At 45.3% G+C, this 18,097-nt stretch carries 15 protein-coding genes; 6 read left to right on the forward strand and 9 right to left on the reverse strand.

The window, feature by feature from the left end:
- Nucleotides 1-40: 40 nt before the first annotated feature.
- A complete protein-coding gene (locus tag P5V12_RS18445) occupies nt 41-1,351 on the reverse strand; it encodes an OprO/OprP family phosphate-selective porin (protein WP_316954548.1) in 1,311 nt (436 codons plus the stop codon).
- 409 nt (nt 1,352-1,760) lie between these two features.
- On the opposite strand from P5V12_RS18445, the gene P5V12_RS18450 reads away from it, so the two are divergent.
- The 4 genes from P5V12_RS18450 (at nt 1,761) to P5V12_RS18465 (ending at nt 8,792) form a co-directional block, all read left to right on the forward strand.
- Complete coding sequence (locus tag P5V12_RS18450; RefSeq protein ID WP_316954549.1) at nt 1,761-3,398, forward strand: hypothetical protein; 1,638 nt, start codon at nt 1,761-1,763, stop codon at nt 3,396-3,398.
- A gap of 287 nt (nt 3,399-3,685) precedes the next feature.
- The gene (locus P5V12_RS18455) at nt 3,686-4,354 is read left to right on the forward strand and encodes a TetR family transcriptional regulator (protein ID WP_316954550.1); all 669 of its coding nucleotides are present in this window, start codon (nt 3,686-3,688) and stop codon (nt 4,352-4,354) included.
- Nucleotides 4,351-5,718: a hypothetical protein gene (locus tag P5V12_RS18460; protein WP_316954551.1), complete on the forward strand. Its 1,368-nt coding sequence runs from the start codon at nt 4,351-4,353 to the stop codon at nt 5,716-5,718. Before P5V12_RS18455 ends, P5V12_RS18460 begins: the two co-directional genes overlap by 4 nt.
- Nucleotides 5,715-8,792, forward strand: coding sequence for an efflux RND transporter permease subunit (locus P5V12_RS18465; protein WP_316954552.1), 3,078 nt, complete (start codon nt 5,715-5,717; stop codon nt 8,790-8,792). Before P5V12_RS18460 ends, P5V12_RS18465 begins: the two co-directional genes overlap by 4 nt.
- A 47-nt stretch (nt 8,793-8,839) precedes the next feature.
- Here the strand turns inward: P5V12_RS18465 and P5V12_RS18470 are convergent, their stop codons facing one another.
- Nucleotides 8,840-9,475, reverse strand: coding sequence for an HAD-IA family hydrolase (locus tag P5V12_RS18470; RefSeq protein ID WP_316954553.1), 636 nt, complete (start codon nt 9,473-9,475; stop codon nt 8,840-8,842).
- A gap of 189 nt (nt 9,476-9,664) precedes the next feature.
- On the opposite strand from P5V12_RS18470, the gene P5V12_RS18475 reads away from it, so the two are divergent.
- A complete protein-coding gene (locus tag P5V12_RS18475; protein ID WP_316954554.1) occupies nt 9,665-9,988 on the forward strand; it encodes a DUF3301 domain-containing protein in 324 nt (107 codons plus the stop codon).
- Nucleotides 9,989-10,122: 134 nt separating this feature from the next.
- Here P5V12_RS18475 and P5V12_RS18480 read toward each other — a convergent pair whose 3' ends face one another.
- The 7 genes from P5V12_RS18480 to P5V12_RS18510 all read right to left on the reverse strand — a co-directional run bounded on the left by P5V12_RS18480 (nt 10,123) and on the right by P5V12_RS18510 (nt 15,786).
- Nucleotides 10,123-10,791, reverse strand: coding sequence for an SDR family oxidoreductase (locus tag P5V12_RS18480; protein WP_316954555.1), 669 nt, complete (start codon nt 10,789-10,791; stop codon nt 10,123-10,125).
- A gap of 409 nt (nt 10,792-11,200) precedes the next feature.
- Nucleotides 11,201-11,428 (reverse strand): DUF3820 family protein, encoded by a 228-nt coding sequence (locus P5V12_RS18485; RefSeq protein WP_410483345.1) that lies wholly within the window; start codon nt 11,426-11,428, stop codon nt 11,201-11,203.
- Nucleotides 11,429-11,594: 166 nt separating this feature from the next.
- Complete coding sequence (locus P5V12_RS18490) at nt 11,595-11,879, reverse strand: GIY-YIG nuclease family protein (RefSeq protein WP_316954557.1); 285 nt, start codon at nt 11,877-11,879, stop codon at nt 11,595-11,597.
- A 41-nt stretch (nt 11,880-11,920) separates the two neighbouring features.
- Nucleotides 11,921-13,435 (reverse strand): ATP-binding protein, encoded by a 1,515-nt coding sequence (locus tag P5V12_RS18495; RefSeq protein ID WP_316954558.1) that lies wholly within the window; start codon nt 13,433-13,435, stop codon nt 11,921-11,923.
- Complete coding sequence (locus P5V12_RS18500) at nt 13,425-14,129, reverse strand: response regulator transcription factor (protein ID WP_316954559.1); 705 nt, start codon at nt 14,127-14,129, stop codon at nt 13,425-13,427. Before P5V12_RS18500 ends, P5V12_RS18495 begins: the two co-directional genes overlap by 11 nt.
- Before the next feature lie 46 nt (nt 14,130-14,175).
- Nucleotides 14,176-15,081, reverse strand: a complete 906-nt coding sequence (locus tag P5V12_RS18505) for a spondin domain-containing protein (RefSeq protein ID WP_316954560.1) — start codon at nt 15,079-15,081, stop codon at nt 14,176-14,178.
- A gap of 9 nt (nt 15,082-15,090) precedes the next feature.
- Nucleotides 15,091-15,786, reverse strand: coding sequence for a spondin domain-containing protein (locus tag P5V12_RS18510; protein ID WP_316954561.1), 696 nt, complete (start codon nt 15,784-15,786; stop codon nt 15,091-15,093).
- A gap of 561 nt (nt 15,787-16,347) precedes the next feature.
- Here P5V12_RS18510 and P5V12_RS18515 point away from each other — a divergent pair.
- Nucleotides 16,348-18,060 (forward strand): glycosyl hydrolase family 18 protein, encoded by a 1,713-nt coding sequence (locus P5V12_RS18515; protein WP_316954562.1) that lies wholly within the window; start codon nt 16,348-16,350, stop codon nt 18,058-18,060.
- Nucleotides 18,061-18,097 lie beyond the last annotated feature (37 nt).

The following is an 18,097-nucleotide window of genomic DNA, read 5'->3' on the forward strand; positions in this document are numbered from 1 at the left end:
GCTCTTAATGTCAGATCGGGGCGTCATTGCGAAGCATTCCTTAAAATGAATACTGGACACGGAAGGTATAAGCAGAGCCATCGTCATATTCGCCGATTAATTCTTCAGCCCCAGGCCCTTCAACTTCAGACTCAATGTAATTCAGCATAAACTTGAGCTTTTTACTGTAATGATAATTCGCTCCGATTGTATTGGCTGTCACCTTGGTACCCTGCGTCTCACTTGTTGCATCAAATTCGCTGGCACGCAGTAGAACTTCCCAGGCACCGTATTTCGATTTGGGCTTAGGTGCAGTCACAATAGCGGAATTCGGTTTATATGAAGCTTTTTCTCCCGTTAAAAAATACCCCAAACCAACATAACCACCTTCATAAACGTTATCGTTTATCGGGTCTACGGCCGTCACATCCCGTTCAGCATATTCAGCCTGCATATAAACCGGCCCTATTCCCGCGGCTATTTCATACCCCGTCTGCACCAGCTTATTAATTTCAAAACGGCTACCACCAGCGGCATAATCAACCAATCGAACATTGGTATCTCTCACCTCTGCCCTGTCGCGTAAATACATACGCATTCCATCGTCGTATTCACGATGGGAGTTCCACACACCAAAATGAAGATATTGACCATTTTTGCTTAACGGCGCCCAGGTAAATCTGGAGGTATATGCCGTTACCATTTTATCGCTGTCTTTTTCGTTACCAGTGGAACCGAAACCACGCCCTTTATAGGCGCCCAGCGCATAACGCAAACCGGTCGGTTTTATGTACTGATTAATTCCCACCCCCCAATTAAAATAGGGCGACATAACGTTGGCCATCATAGAGCGCGAAATGGTATTAATACTCGAACTGGAGGACAGGGCTTCCAAACTAATGTCTTCGCGAATTTTACCAATATCGATATTCGGCCCATTTTTGAAACCGCTATAGCGAAGCCGGGCCATAATCAACTCGGACTGAAAATCCTCATCATTGGAAAAATCCAATAAGACATAATATTTCCAATCTTTATGCTTATCGCCAATACCAACCCTAAGCCTTCTTAAAAAAGTATCGTGAATCTGTTCACCTTCACCACTGGCATTGTAAGCACCATCAAAGACATCCACATCCTGCTGAAATAAACCGTGGACCTTGGGCAGCTTCTTATAATCTTTATTGGTTTTGGTTTCCTGTTTATTCACCTTCTTTTTCAGCTTCTTAAGGTCCTTCTTTAGTTTTTCGATTTCCTTTTGCATCTGCTTGCTCGAAGCATCCGGGTACACATTTGAACATGTCACAACCAACACACAGCCGAGACAAAGTCGCAACAACCATTTACAGGTTAGAAAATTTACTCGAGACATTTTTATTCCATTTTTTTTGGTATAAGTTCGCATTTCTAAAAAAACACGTCCAGGGAGTATTCAATAACAAATAACTGCCAACACCGGCGAAAGCCACTATTCACTGCAATAGGGCTCGCCAATCAACTACAAATGCAAAAAAGATAAAAAGGACAGGTGATTTTTTATTTTTTGTATTACGCCAGAATCATACCGCATCAACTAATTTCCAGTGGACACCCCAAAACAAATTAATGTGACATTTGGATTACAGAACACGCGATGGTTATCACAAATACAATATTTTTTAAAAAATGGATTTTTTTTATGCTAGCCTCCGTCTCGCTATTTGCTGGCAAAATAAAATTTTAAATAACCTACAGAAAAGATAAGCATTCTCACTCTAAAAGCACACCAAGGACTTGATACATTGCGCGCATATCTTCCTCTCATATTCATACTGTTGTTTACCTTCTCGCCTTTTTATAACAACGCATATGCCTATGAGACAGATCAGTATTCCACACTGTTCTATGAGCTGGACGACTCAACGGAGTCAATGGATAAAATTGTTAACGACGCCATCGAACATGTGGTTCGAAACTGGAACAAAGAGCGCAACGATTATTCTCTACTCAGTCGTATCGCCGGTTTTTTTCATTCTCGCCAATTGGAAAAATGGGTGAATGAATCGCCGATAGTAGAATCGAGAAATGTGAAATCCGACAGTATTTTTAAAACTACCGGCTGGAAACACTCTTTTATTATTCGCTGGAAAGGCCTTGCCGCCAGTTTTAGCCTCAATAACGTACAAATGGGCACCGATAAACTCAGCCACTTTTTTGGCGTTGGCTGGATTTATTGGAAAGTTAGCGAAAGGGAACACCAAGGTAAGCCGGAAGGCGAACGCAGAAGAGCCGCTATTGAAGAGGGCATTTTTACAGAACAGACGTATTGGGGCCGCTCATCCACCAACATCTATTCCAACGCAGACCTTGTCGCCAACTGGGAGGGCTATCTATTTTATCGTAGCGTGCTGGAAGACAATATTGTTCCCGGTAAAAAAGCGATTATTCGCTGGGATGGCGACACGCCCATTATTCAACGAAAGTTTACATTTAGAGACCATGCCAATGATTTCTGGAGCGAAGCGCTCCTACCCAACGACTTCGACCCATCATTGGCTGCCAGTGTAACCAATGTATTAATGACTTATTGTGAAAAACCTGAGTACCTAAAGCAGCCGGATCGCTGGGTATCGACGCAGCACGATATCTATTGGAAACGCTATCTTATGCTGGGCTTAAAACCTGACGCACTGAAATTCAGGCTGGATGCTGTCTGCGCCCAGTATCAGGAAATGACCACAAAGGAAAAACAAGCTTTTAAAGCGGAACAGCAAAAACGCGAACAAGCATTTAAGGAAGACACATCTGACGGCGATTTCCGATTATTGGATTTTATTCCATTTGTGAAACAGAAAATTGGTCGAATGGACTCACCCGTACCAACCTGTAACAGCGACATTAAAAAAGCCAAAAATGAATTTCACCTTTCCCAGGAGTCCTTCCAGGCGCATAGCAACCAGGCACTGACTCTGGTAACCCAATACGGGCAGACCATACTCACCGCAAAGGAAAACGACGATACATTAGCGGCAAATTTTTATAAGCAAGTATTTGGCAAATACAAACACAGCAAAATTAAAACCAAAAACCTGGATAACCTCACCTTACGCAGGCTCACCAAATACCGTAAATTCTCGACAGAAAAGGTAAAAACCATCGCCGAATATTCCAATTACGGCGAAGACCAAGTCAAAATCTGCCTGATCCATCCCATCCCATTTCAACAGTCCTCCCGTCCGGTCCGCTACGACTTTATTAAGAGCAGCAACTACTACTGCGCGTATATTGACAGGGCAAGGAAAACCGTTGAGACCACATATTTCTGGCGGGCCTATGACAAAGAGAAGAAACTGCGCTCTTCACTGGAAGGCTATTACGACTTTCTCGACGAGGAGGCTTATATCTATCGAATGATCCCGAAACACTGTAAATGGTACTAAGCACCGCCCCCTTACAAACCCCATCCTTTTTAGCATTCACTCAGGATTCCGGAGTAGAGTGCCTTGCTGTTTTCATCTATTACGCCCAGTGTAAGCAAGCGCTTACTTTCTTATAATTGCTTGACACTAGGGCATATTATGCTCCGGTATCGCCATTCCACCAAAACCGACTATATATTATGTATCCAACAATGTTTAACCACTTATCGCAAAAAAGCGTTAGCTAGCTTGCCATTTCCTAATCGGTCGATTAAATTAATCTAACGATTAACTAATTAGAGCCGATCATGTCTAATCCCATCTCCTCCCGAGGCCGCCCCAAAGACACTGAACGCGAAGAGAAAGCCAGGCAGTCCCTGCTCAACGTCACTCAGGAACTCCTCAAACATAAACCCTATTCCGAGATATCGATTCGGGAAATCGCTGGTAAAGCGGAACTGAATTCCGCGATGATCAGTTATTACTTTGGTGGTAAGGAAGGCTTGTTTTTTCATCTTATTGAACGGGGAATTGGCGATGAAGCCTTCGGCAAGCTGGATTCGTTTACCACTGACGACACTGTACCCGCCATCGAAAAACTGTACTTCCTGATTGAAACCTTCGTTGGCTTACACCAAAACCACCCCTGGCTTTCCCGGTTAGTCATCGACCAGATCATCCTGAAAAAAGGCAAGTTACGGGATTTGTTTATTAAAAATATTGTAGAGCGTAACAATAAACTGGTTATTCATATTATTGATGAACTCAAAGCATCCGGTTTTTTCCGTGAAGACTTAAGTACTGAGTACGCACGCACATCACTTATCAGCTTGATGGCCTTTCCGTTTATCGCCGCCCCGATGCTAAAGGAAGCTGTTGGTGTAGACCCCTATAAAGAGGAGCGCAAACAATGGGCCCAACACACCTTCAAGCTATTTATTCAAGGTTGTCAAAATTCATCAGGAGGTATCCTGTGAAAGATTTCTTCAGACACCGGTATAGCCTGCCTATTATTGTTATTAGTGCCCTACTATTGGTGATTATTGCGGTAAAGCTCAAACCCGACCTGAAACACAATCCCGACCAAATGCCCGCCCGCCTGGTTGAATTTATTTACGCACAACATATTCCACACAGGGCAAAAGCCACCGCTTATGGTGAAGTAAAACCAACCACCTTGCTGCAAGCCAATGCGGAAGTATCCGGCAAAATTGTGTACCTGCACCCCCAGTTAAAAGCCGGGTCGGTTTTACCGAAAGACACACTGGTGTTAAAAATCGACCAGACAAATTATCAGTTGGCGCTGGCACAAGCCAAAGCCGACCTCGCAGCCAACAAAGCGGCGTTAAGCGAGCTGGAAATTCAACAGCAAAACACCACCACATCCCTGAAAATTGCGCAACGCCGTCTAAACCTGGGCGAAAAGGAACTCAAGCGTAAAAAGAACCTGTTAACACAAGGCTCCATCTCTCAATCCAGTGTGGATAACGAAGAAAAAAATCTATTGGGTTTACGACAAGAAGTGCAAAACCTCAAGACCCAACTTGCGGTGCTACCAGCAAAACAGGAAGTGGCTCTGGCTAAAATTGCGGCCAGCCAAGCACAGATTCGCGAACGGCAACAAAATATTTTACGCACCGAACAGCGCCTGCCATTCGATTCCCGAATAGGGAAAGTTTTGGTTGAGGAGGAAGAATACGTTTCACCCGGTACACCATTATTCCAAGCCTCGGATATGGCGCAGGTGGAAATTAACGCGCAATTACCGCTATTACATGCTCGACCACTTATCCTTGGCATTGACCAAATTAAACACGCCTGGGATGACGCCAGACAATCGCAATCCTTTATCGACAATATTCATCTGGAGGCAAAAGTCACCATGGTCGGCGGCCCACCTGAAGCGCACTGGCCGGCCAGATTGGTGCGCGTAGGTGAATCACTCGACCCTATTAGTCGAACCGTTTCATTTGTGGTCGCGGTCGACAAGCCTTATGAGAAAATTATTCCCGGTAAACGCCCGCCTTTGCTTTCGGGCATTTACACACAGGTTGAATTATTGGCTCAACCTCAACTCAGACTGGTTATTCCACGTAAGGCAATACATCAAAATAAAGTGTATTTGGTGAACGCAGAAAATGAACTGGAAATTCGCCCTGTCACACTGGCATTTACTCAAGGAGAGTTAGCCATTATTGAACATGGGCTAACAGAAAATGAAAAAGTCATTATCAATGACTTAATTCCCGCTGTCGCCAACATTCCCCTTAAACCAATTCATAAACAAGACTATCAGAACAGCATCCAACAACAGGCGGCAACCGGGGAGACAACGAAATGATTCGGTTTTTTGTCCACCATCCGACTGCAGCAAATATTCTGATGGTTATTTTCCTGGTTTCCGGGTTGGCCACTCTGCCTTCCATGATGCGGGAAACTTTTCCGGAAATTAAGAAGTTCGAAGTCAGTGTTTCAGTTTTATACCCATCAGCATCAGCAAAAGACATTGAAGAAAGTATTTGCCAGCCACTTGAGGAAGCTACTGACGGCATTAGTTTTACCGATGAAAAACGCTGCGAAGCCAAAGACAACATCGGCATCATGACCCTCAAAATGCAGGAATCAGGTGATATGTCTCAGTTTATTGACGACATAAAAACCGCAGTGGATGGCATAGACAGCTTTCCCGACAACACCGAAACACCCATTATTAAAGAACTAGGACGCACGGACCCAGTAGTCGCCATTGCCATCGCCGCAGATATCCCCAAACCCGAATTAAAAAAGTTGGCGGAAGACCTAAAACAAAAATTACAGCAACTTCCCCATATCGCGATTGTAAATATTGAAGGTTTTTCCGAACATCAGCTGATTATCGAGGTTCCGCAACACAACCTTTTGCAATACGGTTTGAGCATTAATGATATCGCCACAGCAATACGTGCACAGGCAACCGACCTACCTTCTGGAGATATCGAATCGGAGAACGGTATTCATCAAATCCGATTTATGGAAAAACGCCGCACGCCGGAACAATTGGCTTCCCTACGAGTAATTTCCAGTCAGAACGGTGGCGAAATTCGCTTGGCCGATATCGCTACTATTTCTGACAGTTTTGAACACCTGGAAGACAAAATCACATTTAACGGCAAGCCCGCTGCAATTTTACAAATACAGAAAAACAAACACGACGATAGCTTAACTCTGCTAGAGGAAATTAAAACCTTTATTTCCGAACAAAACAAAACCCTTCCCGAAGGTATTTCACTACACCTGACTCGCGATATGACTTCGATTGTAGAGGACAGGTTAAAGCTGATCGTCAAAAACGGCTGGCAGGGTATTATTTTGGTCAGCCTGGCGTTGTATTTATTTTTTTCCTGGCGTTACACATTTTGGGTAGCGTTGGGTTTACCCGTTTCGTTTCTGGGAAGCTTTGCGCTGATTACCGCCTTTGGTATCTCAATCAACATGATCAGCCTGGTTGGCCTGCTCATCTCCATTGGTATTTTAATGGACGACGCCATTGTCATTTCCGAGAGCATCGCCACCGAATACGCCAAAGGAAAATCACCCGCTGATGCCGCAATAGACGGTACTACTCGCGTTGCCCGTGGCGTTTTATCTTCGTTTGCCACAACCGTATTTATTTTTAGCGGCCTGGCGTTTTTGCAAGGGGATATCGGTCAGGTGCTTAAGGTGATGCCCGTTGTACTGATATCGGTGTTAAGTGTCAGCCTGGTCGAAGCCTTCTGTATATTGCCTCATCATTTAATGCACTCGCTGCACCACAATCAAAAAGAACCCTTCAAATGGAAACAGAAATTTACTGATCTATTCGAAAAAACTCGCCATAAAGTTGGCCGGCTGGCGGATATGTCCGTCCGCTATCGTTATGGTGCAGTGGGCTTAACCATTGCACTTTTACTTTTTTCCATCAGTATGTTAGCTACGGGTGTACTTAAATTTAAAGCTTTCCCAGACTTGGACGGCGATGTAGTACAGGCAAGAATTTTACTCCCCCAGGGCACACCACTGTCCAGAACCGAAGCCGTAGTAAACAAAGTCATACACGGCCTCCAACAGGTTGATCAACAACTGGAAGAAGTTGAGGGGCAACGGTTATTAAAAAATATTACCGTGTCATACAACCAAAATCAGGATGCATTCGAAACCGGCACACATATCGCCACCATCAGTGTCGATTTACTCTCAGCGGACCAACGTCAAACCACCATGGACACACTAACCCGTTTATGGCGGGCGGAAGTTGGTGACGTTGCCGACGTGATCAATATTCAATATAAACAACCCACCATGGGACCCGCTGGCCGGGCGATAGAAATTCGTTTACAGGGGAACGATCTTGAACAGCTTTCCAGTGCTTCTTACGAATTGCAAAACTGGTTACGTGGTTATAACGGCGTAGTGGATGTGATGGATGATTTACGCCAGGGTAAACCGCAATTAAATATTTCCCTGCTTCCGGGAAATCTGGTTCATAACTTGCCGGCAGAGTCCATCGCCAAACAATTACGCGCGGCATATCAGGGGGTAAAAATTGACGATATTCAATATGAGGGAGAGGATTACGAACTGCAAGTCAAACTGGATTTAGCCTCCCGTGACAGTCTGGCGGATTTTGAAAATATGCGTATTTATTCAACCAAAGGTGAAACGCCCATTCCGTTAAGAGCAGTGGCTGAGATTACCGAGGACAGATCTTACGCGCGTATTCATCGCATTGACAATATGCGCGCTGTCACCGTGTACGGTGATGTCGATGCGGATATTGCAAACACGAATCAGGTATTACTCAATACTCAAAAAGAATTTTTTCCGCAACTTAAAAATAAATACCCGGATGTAAAGATTACTCTGGAAGGTGAAGTAAAAAATGCTGCCGTTACCGGAGGTTCTTTAAGAAAAGGGTTTTTACTCGGCGCTATCGGTATTTTCCTTTTGCTTAGTTTGCAGTTTCGCAATTATCTGGAACCCATTATTGTCATGCTCGCTATTCCACTGGCATTTATTGGGGTGATATGGGGGCACATTATTATGGGCCTGGATTTAACCATGCCCAGCGTCATGGGCTTTGTCTCGCTCGCCGGCATTGTGGTGAACGACTCCATATTGTTAGTGGAGTCCGTTAAACAACGTGCCGCCGAAGGGTTTAGCGTTCATGATGCTGCCAGCCAGGCATCCCGCGATCGTTTTAGAGCAATATTCTTGACCTCATTTACTACCATCGCCGGCATCGCACCATTGCTTCTGGAAAGCAGTTTGCAAGCTCAGGTGTTAATTCCTCTGGTGACCAGCATTGGCTTCGGGCTTATCGCTTCCACCTTGCTGGTACTGGTTGTCCTACCAGCGATGTATTCCATTCTGGAAGATTTTGGCTTTACGGAAAACTAGAAAGCCACACGCTTGAATGAGCATATGGCTTGAGTTGGCAAAAAAAATTACTCGCTGAGTCCGTTCAGGATTAGTCGCTCAGTGTTTTGTACACTAAGACCCGCGTAATCGGTGATGTTGGCGACCAAACGGTCCCGACTAACCGAATGCGCATAGCCCACAGCAACCACATCACATCCAGCAGAAAGCGCTGACTCAATACCTGCATCGGAATCTTCAAAAACCAGAACCTCTTGCGCATCCACACCCAACTGCTCACAGGCTAACAAATACGGTTCAGGGTGGGGTTTGCCTCGGCTCACCATTTCCGCAGTCACCAGCACTCGAGGCACAGGCAAGTTGCCTTTCATTAGCCGGGGGAATGCAATATCGTAAGGGCCGGAGGTCGCTATGCCCCATTGACCGCCCGCCAGCGAATGTACAAATGCCTCGGCACCCACTAACGGTTCAACAAAATCCAGGTATTCATTTTCCAGCGCCTCAATATGCTTAACTTCTTGCTCAACATGGAGATGAGGGGCAAATTCGGCAACAAAATCCTCTGTTCGCGTTCCCTGACACACTTGCAAAGCACGCTCAAGATCCAAGTCGTGTCGCTGACACCAGGCAGTCATCGCCGCGCTTATCGCCCGCGACGAATCCACCAAAGTGCCATCAAGATCAAAAATAAATGCCTGATACATCAACAACTCCCAGCTTGTGTCACTTCAATCCAGAATAGAGAGAATCAGTGACGATAAGTGGTACTATTCAATGATAAACCATAACTTCCGTGGCGGCTTAATCGCAACCGGGGAAGCATCAGTAAAAAACGGCTTTGATTTCTAGTTTACGCCCCAATAAAAAACATTGATGAATACCGGTAGCGACCTATGACAATAAACGACTTAGTAGCAGCACTTTTCCTGCTCTTGCTTGGCTACCTGTTTTGGCAACACATAAATGCCGGCAGGCTAGCGCGAAAATCAGCAATGCTGCATTGTGAAAAATCCGGCGTCCAGTTACTCGATCAGAATGTCACACTACAACGCCTGAGACTGCGCCGTTCCGGCCATTCTTTATTTACAGTAGAACGAGTCTATAACTTTGAATTCTCGTCTGTAGGCGATTACAGATACAAAGGGTCGATACGTTTACGCGGCCAACATGTACAAGCGATTGAACTCGCGCCATTCAAGACCGAATACATGCATTAATTCGATAACCGTTTTACAGAATTACCAACCATTTGATGAGGTGAATAACAAAGAAAAGTGCTTGGGTTAACGGCACAGTACTCAACAGAAGTGCCAATACCGATAACCCCAAGAAGTAATAGCCCGTTGAGAAATTACCAGGGCAGGCTTTCTCCATTGGAATGCCAGAAACCACCAGAGGTCTCCAGGGTTAATTCTTCGATACGCTGAACCAAACCTTTGGCCGCAGTATTGGCACTAATATCACCCGCATGGTTAACCATATCCGTTTGCACAAAGCCGGGGTGCAACAAGGCTACAGCAATTTCTTTTGGTGCCAAATCTTTAGCCAGAGAAACGCCAGCCATATTCAGTGCTGTCTTGGACATACGATACCCGTAGTAACCGCCACTGCCATTATCGGCAATCGACCCCATACGGCTGGTGATCATAGCCACTTTTGAGCCCGCAGATAAATTGGCCATCAACGCTTCAGTAACCAGAATTGGCGCAATAGCATTGACCATGAATTGTTTCTCAATTGCCTCTACATCAATTGCACCCAGTGATTCGTTGGACAAAATACCCGCATTGTTAATCAAAATATCAATGTTTTTATCCCCGACCGCAGATTTTAAGCGGGCAAGATCTTCCGCCACAGAAACATCCACGCCGTCAATAATGGTCACACCCGACAGAGCGCTTAACTGTTCTGACGGTGTACGACACACGGCCAAAACCTCATCACCATTGTTCACATAGTGCTCACATAGAGCAAAACCGATACCTCTGTTGGCACCCGTAATTAATACAGTTCTAGACATAACATACCCTTAGCAATAAAACAGGAAACACGACGTAATGGATTCTATATTAAGGCGGATTACAGAAACTCAATGTTTAAATTAGCCCCAAAAGTAGAAGTATAAAAAACCTGTCGCGCAAATACCGATGCAAGAACAATTATCCTCTTCGAACACACTTTAACCTTGCAGTTTTTTTGTCACTGAATAAAAGCATTCAGTTTTCGTTAAGCCAGAGCGTTGTAATCTGGTCACCAATGATTAAAAACAACCAGATAGTTGCTGGAGTGAACCATGAACTCGCTACCCATGCCCGAAGTAAAAGAAATCAGCCGTTTCGATCTTTTTATGTTTTACCTCTTGAACAACCCCAAAATGCTCCTTCAGCTCATTAAATGAGCAAGCGTAATTGAGGCTATCAGAAAAGGAATTAATGCAATGTCGGGTAGCCTCTTAATGGGTCAAGAATGGACTCTTGGCCATTTATTTTCACCTCTAACGCAAGCGCCAGTAGCAAGCCCAACTCACCACTTGGCATTCCTTTCTTAGACAACCAAAGCAAGTACTCTTCAGGCAGGTCAATTAAAACCCGGCCAGCATACTTACCAAACGGCATTTTCATATTGGCCAGTTTTATTAAATGCTGTTTCTCAATGATAGCGGTAGCCCTATATTACGGTGTGATGATTCATTTATGACAGAGATGCCAGTAACGCGCCTAGGTTAGCATAATTCGTTCATCTGACCAGCTAGAAGATAAAGGATACAAGAATTATTCGAGAACAACTTCCCATAGAATACAAGTAATGGAAACGTGCAGAATTTTACCCGGAATGTTGATTTATTAATTTCAGTTTTTGTGCACGACTTAAAGATTTAATCTGAATCTCTTTTTTTGTCGCTTCTGACCGGTTATCACACGCTTCCTGAAAAACAATACGAACCGGTTTGGCGGTGCGAAAGTATTTAGCCCCCTTGGCCCCGGAATTCCCCGCAAACACATCTTGGTGCTCAGAAAACCGGCGCGCAACATCTTTAGTAATCCCCGTATATAACCGGTGATTATCTGTTTCAATAATATACACATACCACAAGCCTGAATCACTCACTGCTTTACCACTAGCTAACCACAAATGTCAAACATAGTGCTTTATGCTCGCACCGAGTTCAAGGCAAACTCAAATGTTGTGCCTTGCTCAATTTTACTTTGCACACTGATCACAGACTCATGCAGTTCCAGAATTTTTTTGGTTATCGCCAGGCCCAAACCACCATGTGAAGTGTTCTCTCTCACACTATTACCAGCCTTGAAATGCGGATCAAAAACATGCGGTAAATCTTCTTCTGGAATACCAATACCAGTATCGCATACCCGAATCACCACCTTACTCTGACTCTGATGTACTTCAACAGTGATTTTTCCGCCTTCCGGCGTATGGCGCAACGCATTTTCAATCAGGTTAGTAAAAACACGCTCCAGCTTTTCGATATCGGCACTGACTAAAATACTGCTGTCTTTTGGTTCTACCGCCAGCTCAATATTCTTTTTCTCAGCCACAATAGTAAATTTTTGCAGAACGTCCTGAATTAATTCTGCGATGGGAAAACTTTCCTTATTCACCGACACGTTAGCGCCATCCAGGTGAGCCAATTCGAATAACTGTTCTATAAGCACCGCAATTTTCTGTGCGCTTTTTCGGGCGGTGGAAATATACTGTTCGCTTTTTTCTTTGGTCAGACTTTCCTGTTGAATTTCCCAGGTTTCCAAATAGCCCAGCAGCGCTGCCAGGGGTGTACGCAGATCATGGGAAACATGGGAAAGCAATTCTTTTCGCAGATCATCAATGGTGACAATATTCTGGTACTGTAGCTGCAATTTCTCCAGAGCCTTCATCAAGGTAAAACCCAGCAACTGAATATCATTTGAACTATTGCCATCCCAGCAATCAAGATTCTGCTCGATTTTTTCCCGCACTTCGTCACTGGTTTCAAAACCCAACTCACGAATTTCCTGAATTTGCCCCATAAGGCGGGAGAGTGGTCGGGTAACCAAACGAATAACAACAATCAACACCAAAATTGCCAAGGCTCCGCCACCAATAGACAACCACATTCCCGACTGGAGAATTTGGCTTCCCCATAACTGTTCTTCCAACTCCGCCCGAATTTCACTACCAATAACCACATAAAGGTAACCATAGGTTTGCCCCATTTGAATAATTGGCGCAACGGAAAAAATCTTTTTCACATTCTGGTATTTTGGGTCTTCGCCAAAAATTAAACCTTGATTGCCTTTGGTTGTAATAAATTCTTTTATGGGCTTCAGGTCAACAGTTTTACGCACAACATGATTGGTTTTTTCGCTGTGCGCGACGATGTTTCCGTCCTTGTCGACCAAATAAAATTCAAAGTTCGGCCCTAAAATCATTAAATTTTCAAACGTCGCCTTGGCAGCGGCGAAGTTAGGCTTGCCATTTTCATACAGCAAATAACTATTCACCACATGCTGGGCCAGCTCCCGGTGAATTCGTTGCGTCACTTCCTGTTCGTAATTTTTCGATGAATTAACTACCAGCAGTGTAGAGAACACGCCAAAGATGGTGAACACGCCCACCAGGATAAGAAGAATACGGCCAAACAGCGTCTGTAAAAAACTAGCTATCATAAAACTTGTACCCTACCCCCCAAACGGTTAATACAAATTTGGGCTTGGTCGAATCCTCTTCCAGTTTTGAACGAAGCCGATTGATATGAGAATTAACAGTGTGTTCGTAACCATCGTGCTGGTATCCCCATACCGCATTAAGCAACTGCTCACGGGTATAAACCGTACCGGGATGTCGTGCCATATAGAGTAATAAATCAAACTCTTTGGCCGTGACATTAATATTCATATCGTTACGTAATATTTTTCGTTTTTGAATATCAATAGTCAGATCATCAAACCGTAGTAAATCTTCGGTGTGATTATTTGTTTGCGTATTTTCGTGAAAAGCCACACGACGCAGTAGCGCTTTGATCCTAGCCTGGAGCTCGCGAACGCTGAAAGGTTTGGTTAGATAATCATCCGCACCGACCTCTAAACCAACAACACGATCCGCTTCGGATTTTTTCGCTGTCAGCATAAGTATGGGCGTGTAATTTGCCTCCTGCCGCAATTTTTGGCAGACCTCCAAGCCTTCCATACCCGGCAGCATAATATCCAGAATAATTGCATCATATTGATTTTTTTGCGCTTCCAGATACCCCTGCAAACCATCACGACAATGTACTGTTTGTAAATTTAAGGACTCCAGGTTCACTGCAATGAGTGAACCTATGTCCTCTTGGTCTTCGACGATTAATACTTTCGCGGTCATAATTTCTATTTCAACAGAGCGACAAACTGCCCTTAATCATGATTGTTTATTCCATTCTCGCAACATCAATTTTTAACGCGCCCTGATCAAAACGGTGGGATGAATCTAACGCGGATTGCGCATAGCCATCATCCTGAGAAACCACACCCGGATGCATGGTGACCTGATTTGCCACATCATCGCGAATGCGATTTAAACCCTCGCCGCCACCCGCTGGACCGGGAATGGTTTCAGCCGTTTCCGTATTGCGCTCCGTACCGGCGTCGTAAATGGGGGCAATATAGCTAAATTGCTCGCCAACTCGCAAATGTGACAGAGCAAGTGTATTCGCTCCGGCAAAAGCGTCATTGGTATTGACTAGCATTGACACCAACGTCAGCGATAAATCCTCTTGCCACAAGCCCGAAATATTCAATACCAATGAATCACCAGGAGCCAATACCGCTTCCGAAGATTTTGCAGATATCGCATTTGAGGCTTCAGCAATGACTTCTGTTGGATCACCAGACTCCGCTAAAGTTTCCAAACCATCTGTTGCGGCTTCACCGATGTTCCAGGCCGAATAATCCGCGCCATGTAACAATACAGCGGCCGGCGCAAGTGGCTGATTTTCAGTAAGGTTGGTTAAAGTAATACGGTAAATATTTTTTGCTGCCGCCGTTAACGCAGCGATACGTTCTGCAATGTCATCCAGTAAAATCTGAATTTCCGCAATCTCGGAAGCGACGGTAGCGTCATTTTCCAACGCCTCCAACCGTGTATTAATTGCGGCTAAATTATTTGCTAACGACGTATCTTCCACAGCCAGTTGATCCAGTTGCATTTGTAATTCAGCAACACGGCTCTCCAGACTGCGCACTTCATCGTCGTTGTCGTCACCGCCACATGCAGTAAACGCGAGGGGGATACAAATCAGTAAACAAATTTTTATTAATGTGCCGAGCCCGTTCATAGCCACCTCCTATTTCACAGTCACAATCACTTTGGCCACCGGGTTTAACCAGCGATGAATTCTGGCGTCCACATCGCTCGCTCCACCTGCCGCATCCGTATCCCCAATATTTCCTCGATGAATATGCACGCTATTATTATTTTCTATGGTCGTCACACCGGTTCCATTCATACCACCGTTAGCGCCTGGGTTAGCCGGTATTCCAGGTGTACCCGGTGCGCCACCACCATTAACAATTTCATCGTTTACTTCGGTACCCGCATCATAGGCATTGAGATATAAAGTATAGTCGCCAGGCTGCTCCGGGATTGACCATGCATCTAACCCGACAAAACCATCGTTGGTCGGCAACAGCATTGCCAAAATACTCAAATATTTTTGATCTCCGGTATCAAAACTCATGGTCATGGCTGTACTGCCGGGAGCCAATAAACCCGCAGCGGGGTTTTCCACACTACTGCCCCCCAATGCTGAAACAGCACTCGCCAACCCGGAGATATCGCCCCCTTCTGCCATTGCCTGCAGCTCCGGGCTGGCGGTACTGCCTAACTCGAATAAATGCACATCCCCGTGGGCACTGATTAATAATGGCGTGAAGTAAATACCCTGAGTTAAATTCGTAATGGAAATATCTACCGTTGCCGAATAGCTGTTTACTGAAACCAAGCCAAACAGCGAAGCTGTAATAAATGTTTTGAATGTCATTGCACTACCCTCTTACCGATACAGTTCAGGCAGTCTAAAAAAGAAAAGTCGTGACCACGTCACAAAAAAATCACTTTTTTATCACATATTTTCTGACTAATACGTCCAAGCCAAAATGAGAAAAAAATGGATACAATGCTGCTATATTCGACGTTTGACTTATAGCAGTAGCTTATTTGGCGCATGCATCGCAATGACGTTACGAGTGAAAAAATGCACACTATGCAATCAGCATGTAACAAAGAAGGCTTGATATAGGCTAAGGCAATATAAAAGCCACAAAAGGGATGTTAATCTACGGAAGTTTTTCACAGACACAAACGCTGCTTTGTGAATAAATTGAGCCTGGACCATAGGTCGATATATAAGTACGAATAAAAATCGATTATCACGCATCACTCGATAAAGCATCTGGATAGTTCACAACACCTGTTAATTATCCACAACCCCTCCCAACGGAACCCACTGGAAAACGTGGCAGATTTTTTGTTTTTCATCAGGAACCTTGGCGAGATTTTTCCAAGTCGTAACGCAATAAACACAATAAAAGGATAGCGATTTATGATAAAACAACTGTATCAATTCATGCTGGCTACCGGCGCGCTCACCGCAGTCAATGCTGTGGCAATCGACTGCAGCAGCCGTGACGTTTGGGCAGCAGCACAAGCCTACTCCGGCGGCGCTCAAGTCCAGCATAATAACAATGGCTACACCGCAGCCTACTGGACACAAGGCAATGACCCGGAAGCCAACTCCGGCCCATGGGAAGCCTGGAAATTCGATGGTGCGTGCAACAGTTCTTCCAGCTCGTCTTCATCCAGTTCAAGCAGCAGCTCTTCTTCGAGCAGTTCATCGTCCAGCTCCAGCAGCAGTTCCTCTTCGAGCAGCTCTTCATCCAGTTCCAGTAGCAGCAGTAGCTCTTCTTCCTCCAGCAGCTCGTCATCGTCCAGCGGCGGCTCAACCTGTACTCAATACGTACCAGGAACCAGCTACGCGGTAGGGCAAGTAGTTACCAATGCAGGCGCAAACTACACCTGTGAAATTGCCGGTTGGTGTTCATCCGATGCGGACTGGGCTTACGCTCCAGGCACGGGTTTGTACTGGGATATGGCATGGGATCTTGGCGGCACCTGCAGCAGCTCTTCCAGCTCAAGCAGCAGCTCGTCTTCATCCAGCAGCTCTTCGTCCAGCTCAAGCAGTAGCAGTTCATCTTCGTCCAGCAGTTCTTCATCCAGTTCCAGCAGCAGTAGTTCTTCTTCCTCCAGCTCGTCTTCATCAAGCTCCGGTGGCAGTAGCGTAAAACTGGTTGGCTACTATGAGAACTGGCATTGGCCTCGTCAGGTGATGACTGATATTCCTAACTACAACGTGCTCAACATTGCCTTCCCTAAAACCAATGCTGACGGAAGTTTAAAGCTTACCAATGCGGACTACACGCAAAACAACCCGACCCCGGAAGAAGTCGCAGCAGCAAAAGCCCAGGGTAAAAAAGTCTTGCTATCTATCGGTGGCGCGGCGGATCAGCTATACCTGACCAGCCAGTCTCACGAAGATAACTTTGTTAATTCCTTCATCGCCATTGCAACAGAATATGGCCTGGACGGCATCGATATTGATACCGAAAAAGGTTTGTCGACCAACCCGGACACATTGATCCACGCTGACAACCCGCAATACTCTGCCGATCACCTGGTGCGTGCAATTCGACGAATCAAGGCACACTTTGGCCCAGACTTTTTGCTCACCATGGCTCCAGAAACGGCCCACACCATCGGTGCAAACACACCAACCAACTGGCTTGGCAGCATTAACTGGGGCGTTTATTTGCCACTGATTAATGAGTTGCGCAATGAAATTTCCTGGGTACAAATGCAGTACTACAACACTGGTTCAATGCCCGGCATCGACCGTAACCGTTTCTTCGATTCTGCAACACAAGATGGTTTGGTCGCCTGGACAGAAGCCATGATCGAAGGCTTCGACATTGCCAGTACCGGTACTCGCTACCTTGGTTTACCGCAGGAAAAAGTGGTAATTGGTTTACCGGCTTCCGGTTCATCAAGCGCTGCTGGAAGTGGTTATACCGACCCCGCGATTGTGAAAGCCGCAATTAAATGTTTGCGCACATTGCAATGTGGCGGTGGCTACACACCAGCGAAAGCCTATCCGAATCTGGGTGGTGTGATGGCTTGGTCCGCGAAAGAAGATGAGCTTGTGAATTACTTCTTCTCCAACGGCGTAGCAGCTTGTGTGTTAAATAATCAATGTAACTAAAGATTTCCTCTTCTTGATCAAGGCCCCCAACTTGGGG

Origin of the sequence: Teredinibacter sp. KSP-S5-2 (assembly GCF_032773895.1) — a bacterium.
Classification (GTDB): domain Bacteria; phylum Pseudomonadota; class Gammaproteobacteria; order Pseudomonadales; family Cellvibrionaceae.

Bases quoted from the DNA above. Each gene is read 5' to 3' on its own strand.
- P5V12_RS18445 (WP_316954548.1), bottom strand. From the start codon at position 1,351: ATGTCTCGAGTAAATTTTCTAACCTGTAAATGGTTGTTGCGACTTTGT.
- P5V12_RS18455 (WP_316954550.1), top strand. From the start codon at position 3,686: ATGTCTAATCCCATCTCCTCCCGAGGCCGCCCCAAAGACACTGAACGC.
- P5V12_RS18465 (WP_316954552.1), top strand. From the start codon at position 5,715: ATGATTCGGTTTTTTGTCCACCATCCGACTGCAGCAAATATTCTGATG.
- P5V12_RS18470 (WP_316954553.1), bottom strand. From the start codon at position 9,475: ATGTATCAGGCATTTATTTTTGATCTTGATGGCACTTTGGTGGATTCG.
- P5V12_RS18475 (WP_316954554.1), top strand. From the start codon at position 9,665: ATGACAATAAACGACTTAGTAGCAGCACTTTTCCTGCTCTTGCTTGGC.
- P5V12_RS18480 (WP_316954555.1), bottom strand. From the start codon at position 10,791: ATGTCTAGAACTGTATTAATTACGGGTGCCAACAGAGGTATCGGTTTT.
- P5V12_RS18495 (WP_316954558.1), bottom strand. From the start codon at position 13,435: ATGATAGCTAGTTTTTTACAGACGCTGTTTGGCCGTATTCTTCTTATC.
- P5V12_RS18500 (WP_316954559.1), bottom strand. From the start codon at position 14,129: ATGACCGCGAAAGTATTAATCGTCGAAGACCAAGAGGACATAGGTTCA.
- P5V12_RS18505 (WP_316954560.1), bottom strand. From the start codon at position 15,081: ATGAACGGGCTCGGCACATTAATAAAAATTTGTTTACTGATTTGTATC.
- P5V12_RS18510 (WP_316954561.1), bottom strand. From the start codon at position 15,786: ATGACATTCAAAACATTTATTACAGCTTCGCTGTTTGGCTTGGTTTCA.
- P5V12_RS18515 (WP_316954562.1), top strand. From the start codon at position 16,348: ATGATAAAACAACTGTATCAATTCATGCTGGCTACCGGCGCGCTCACC.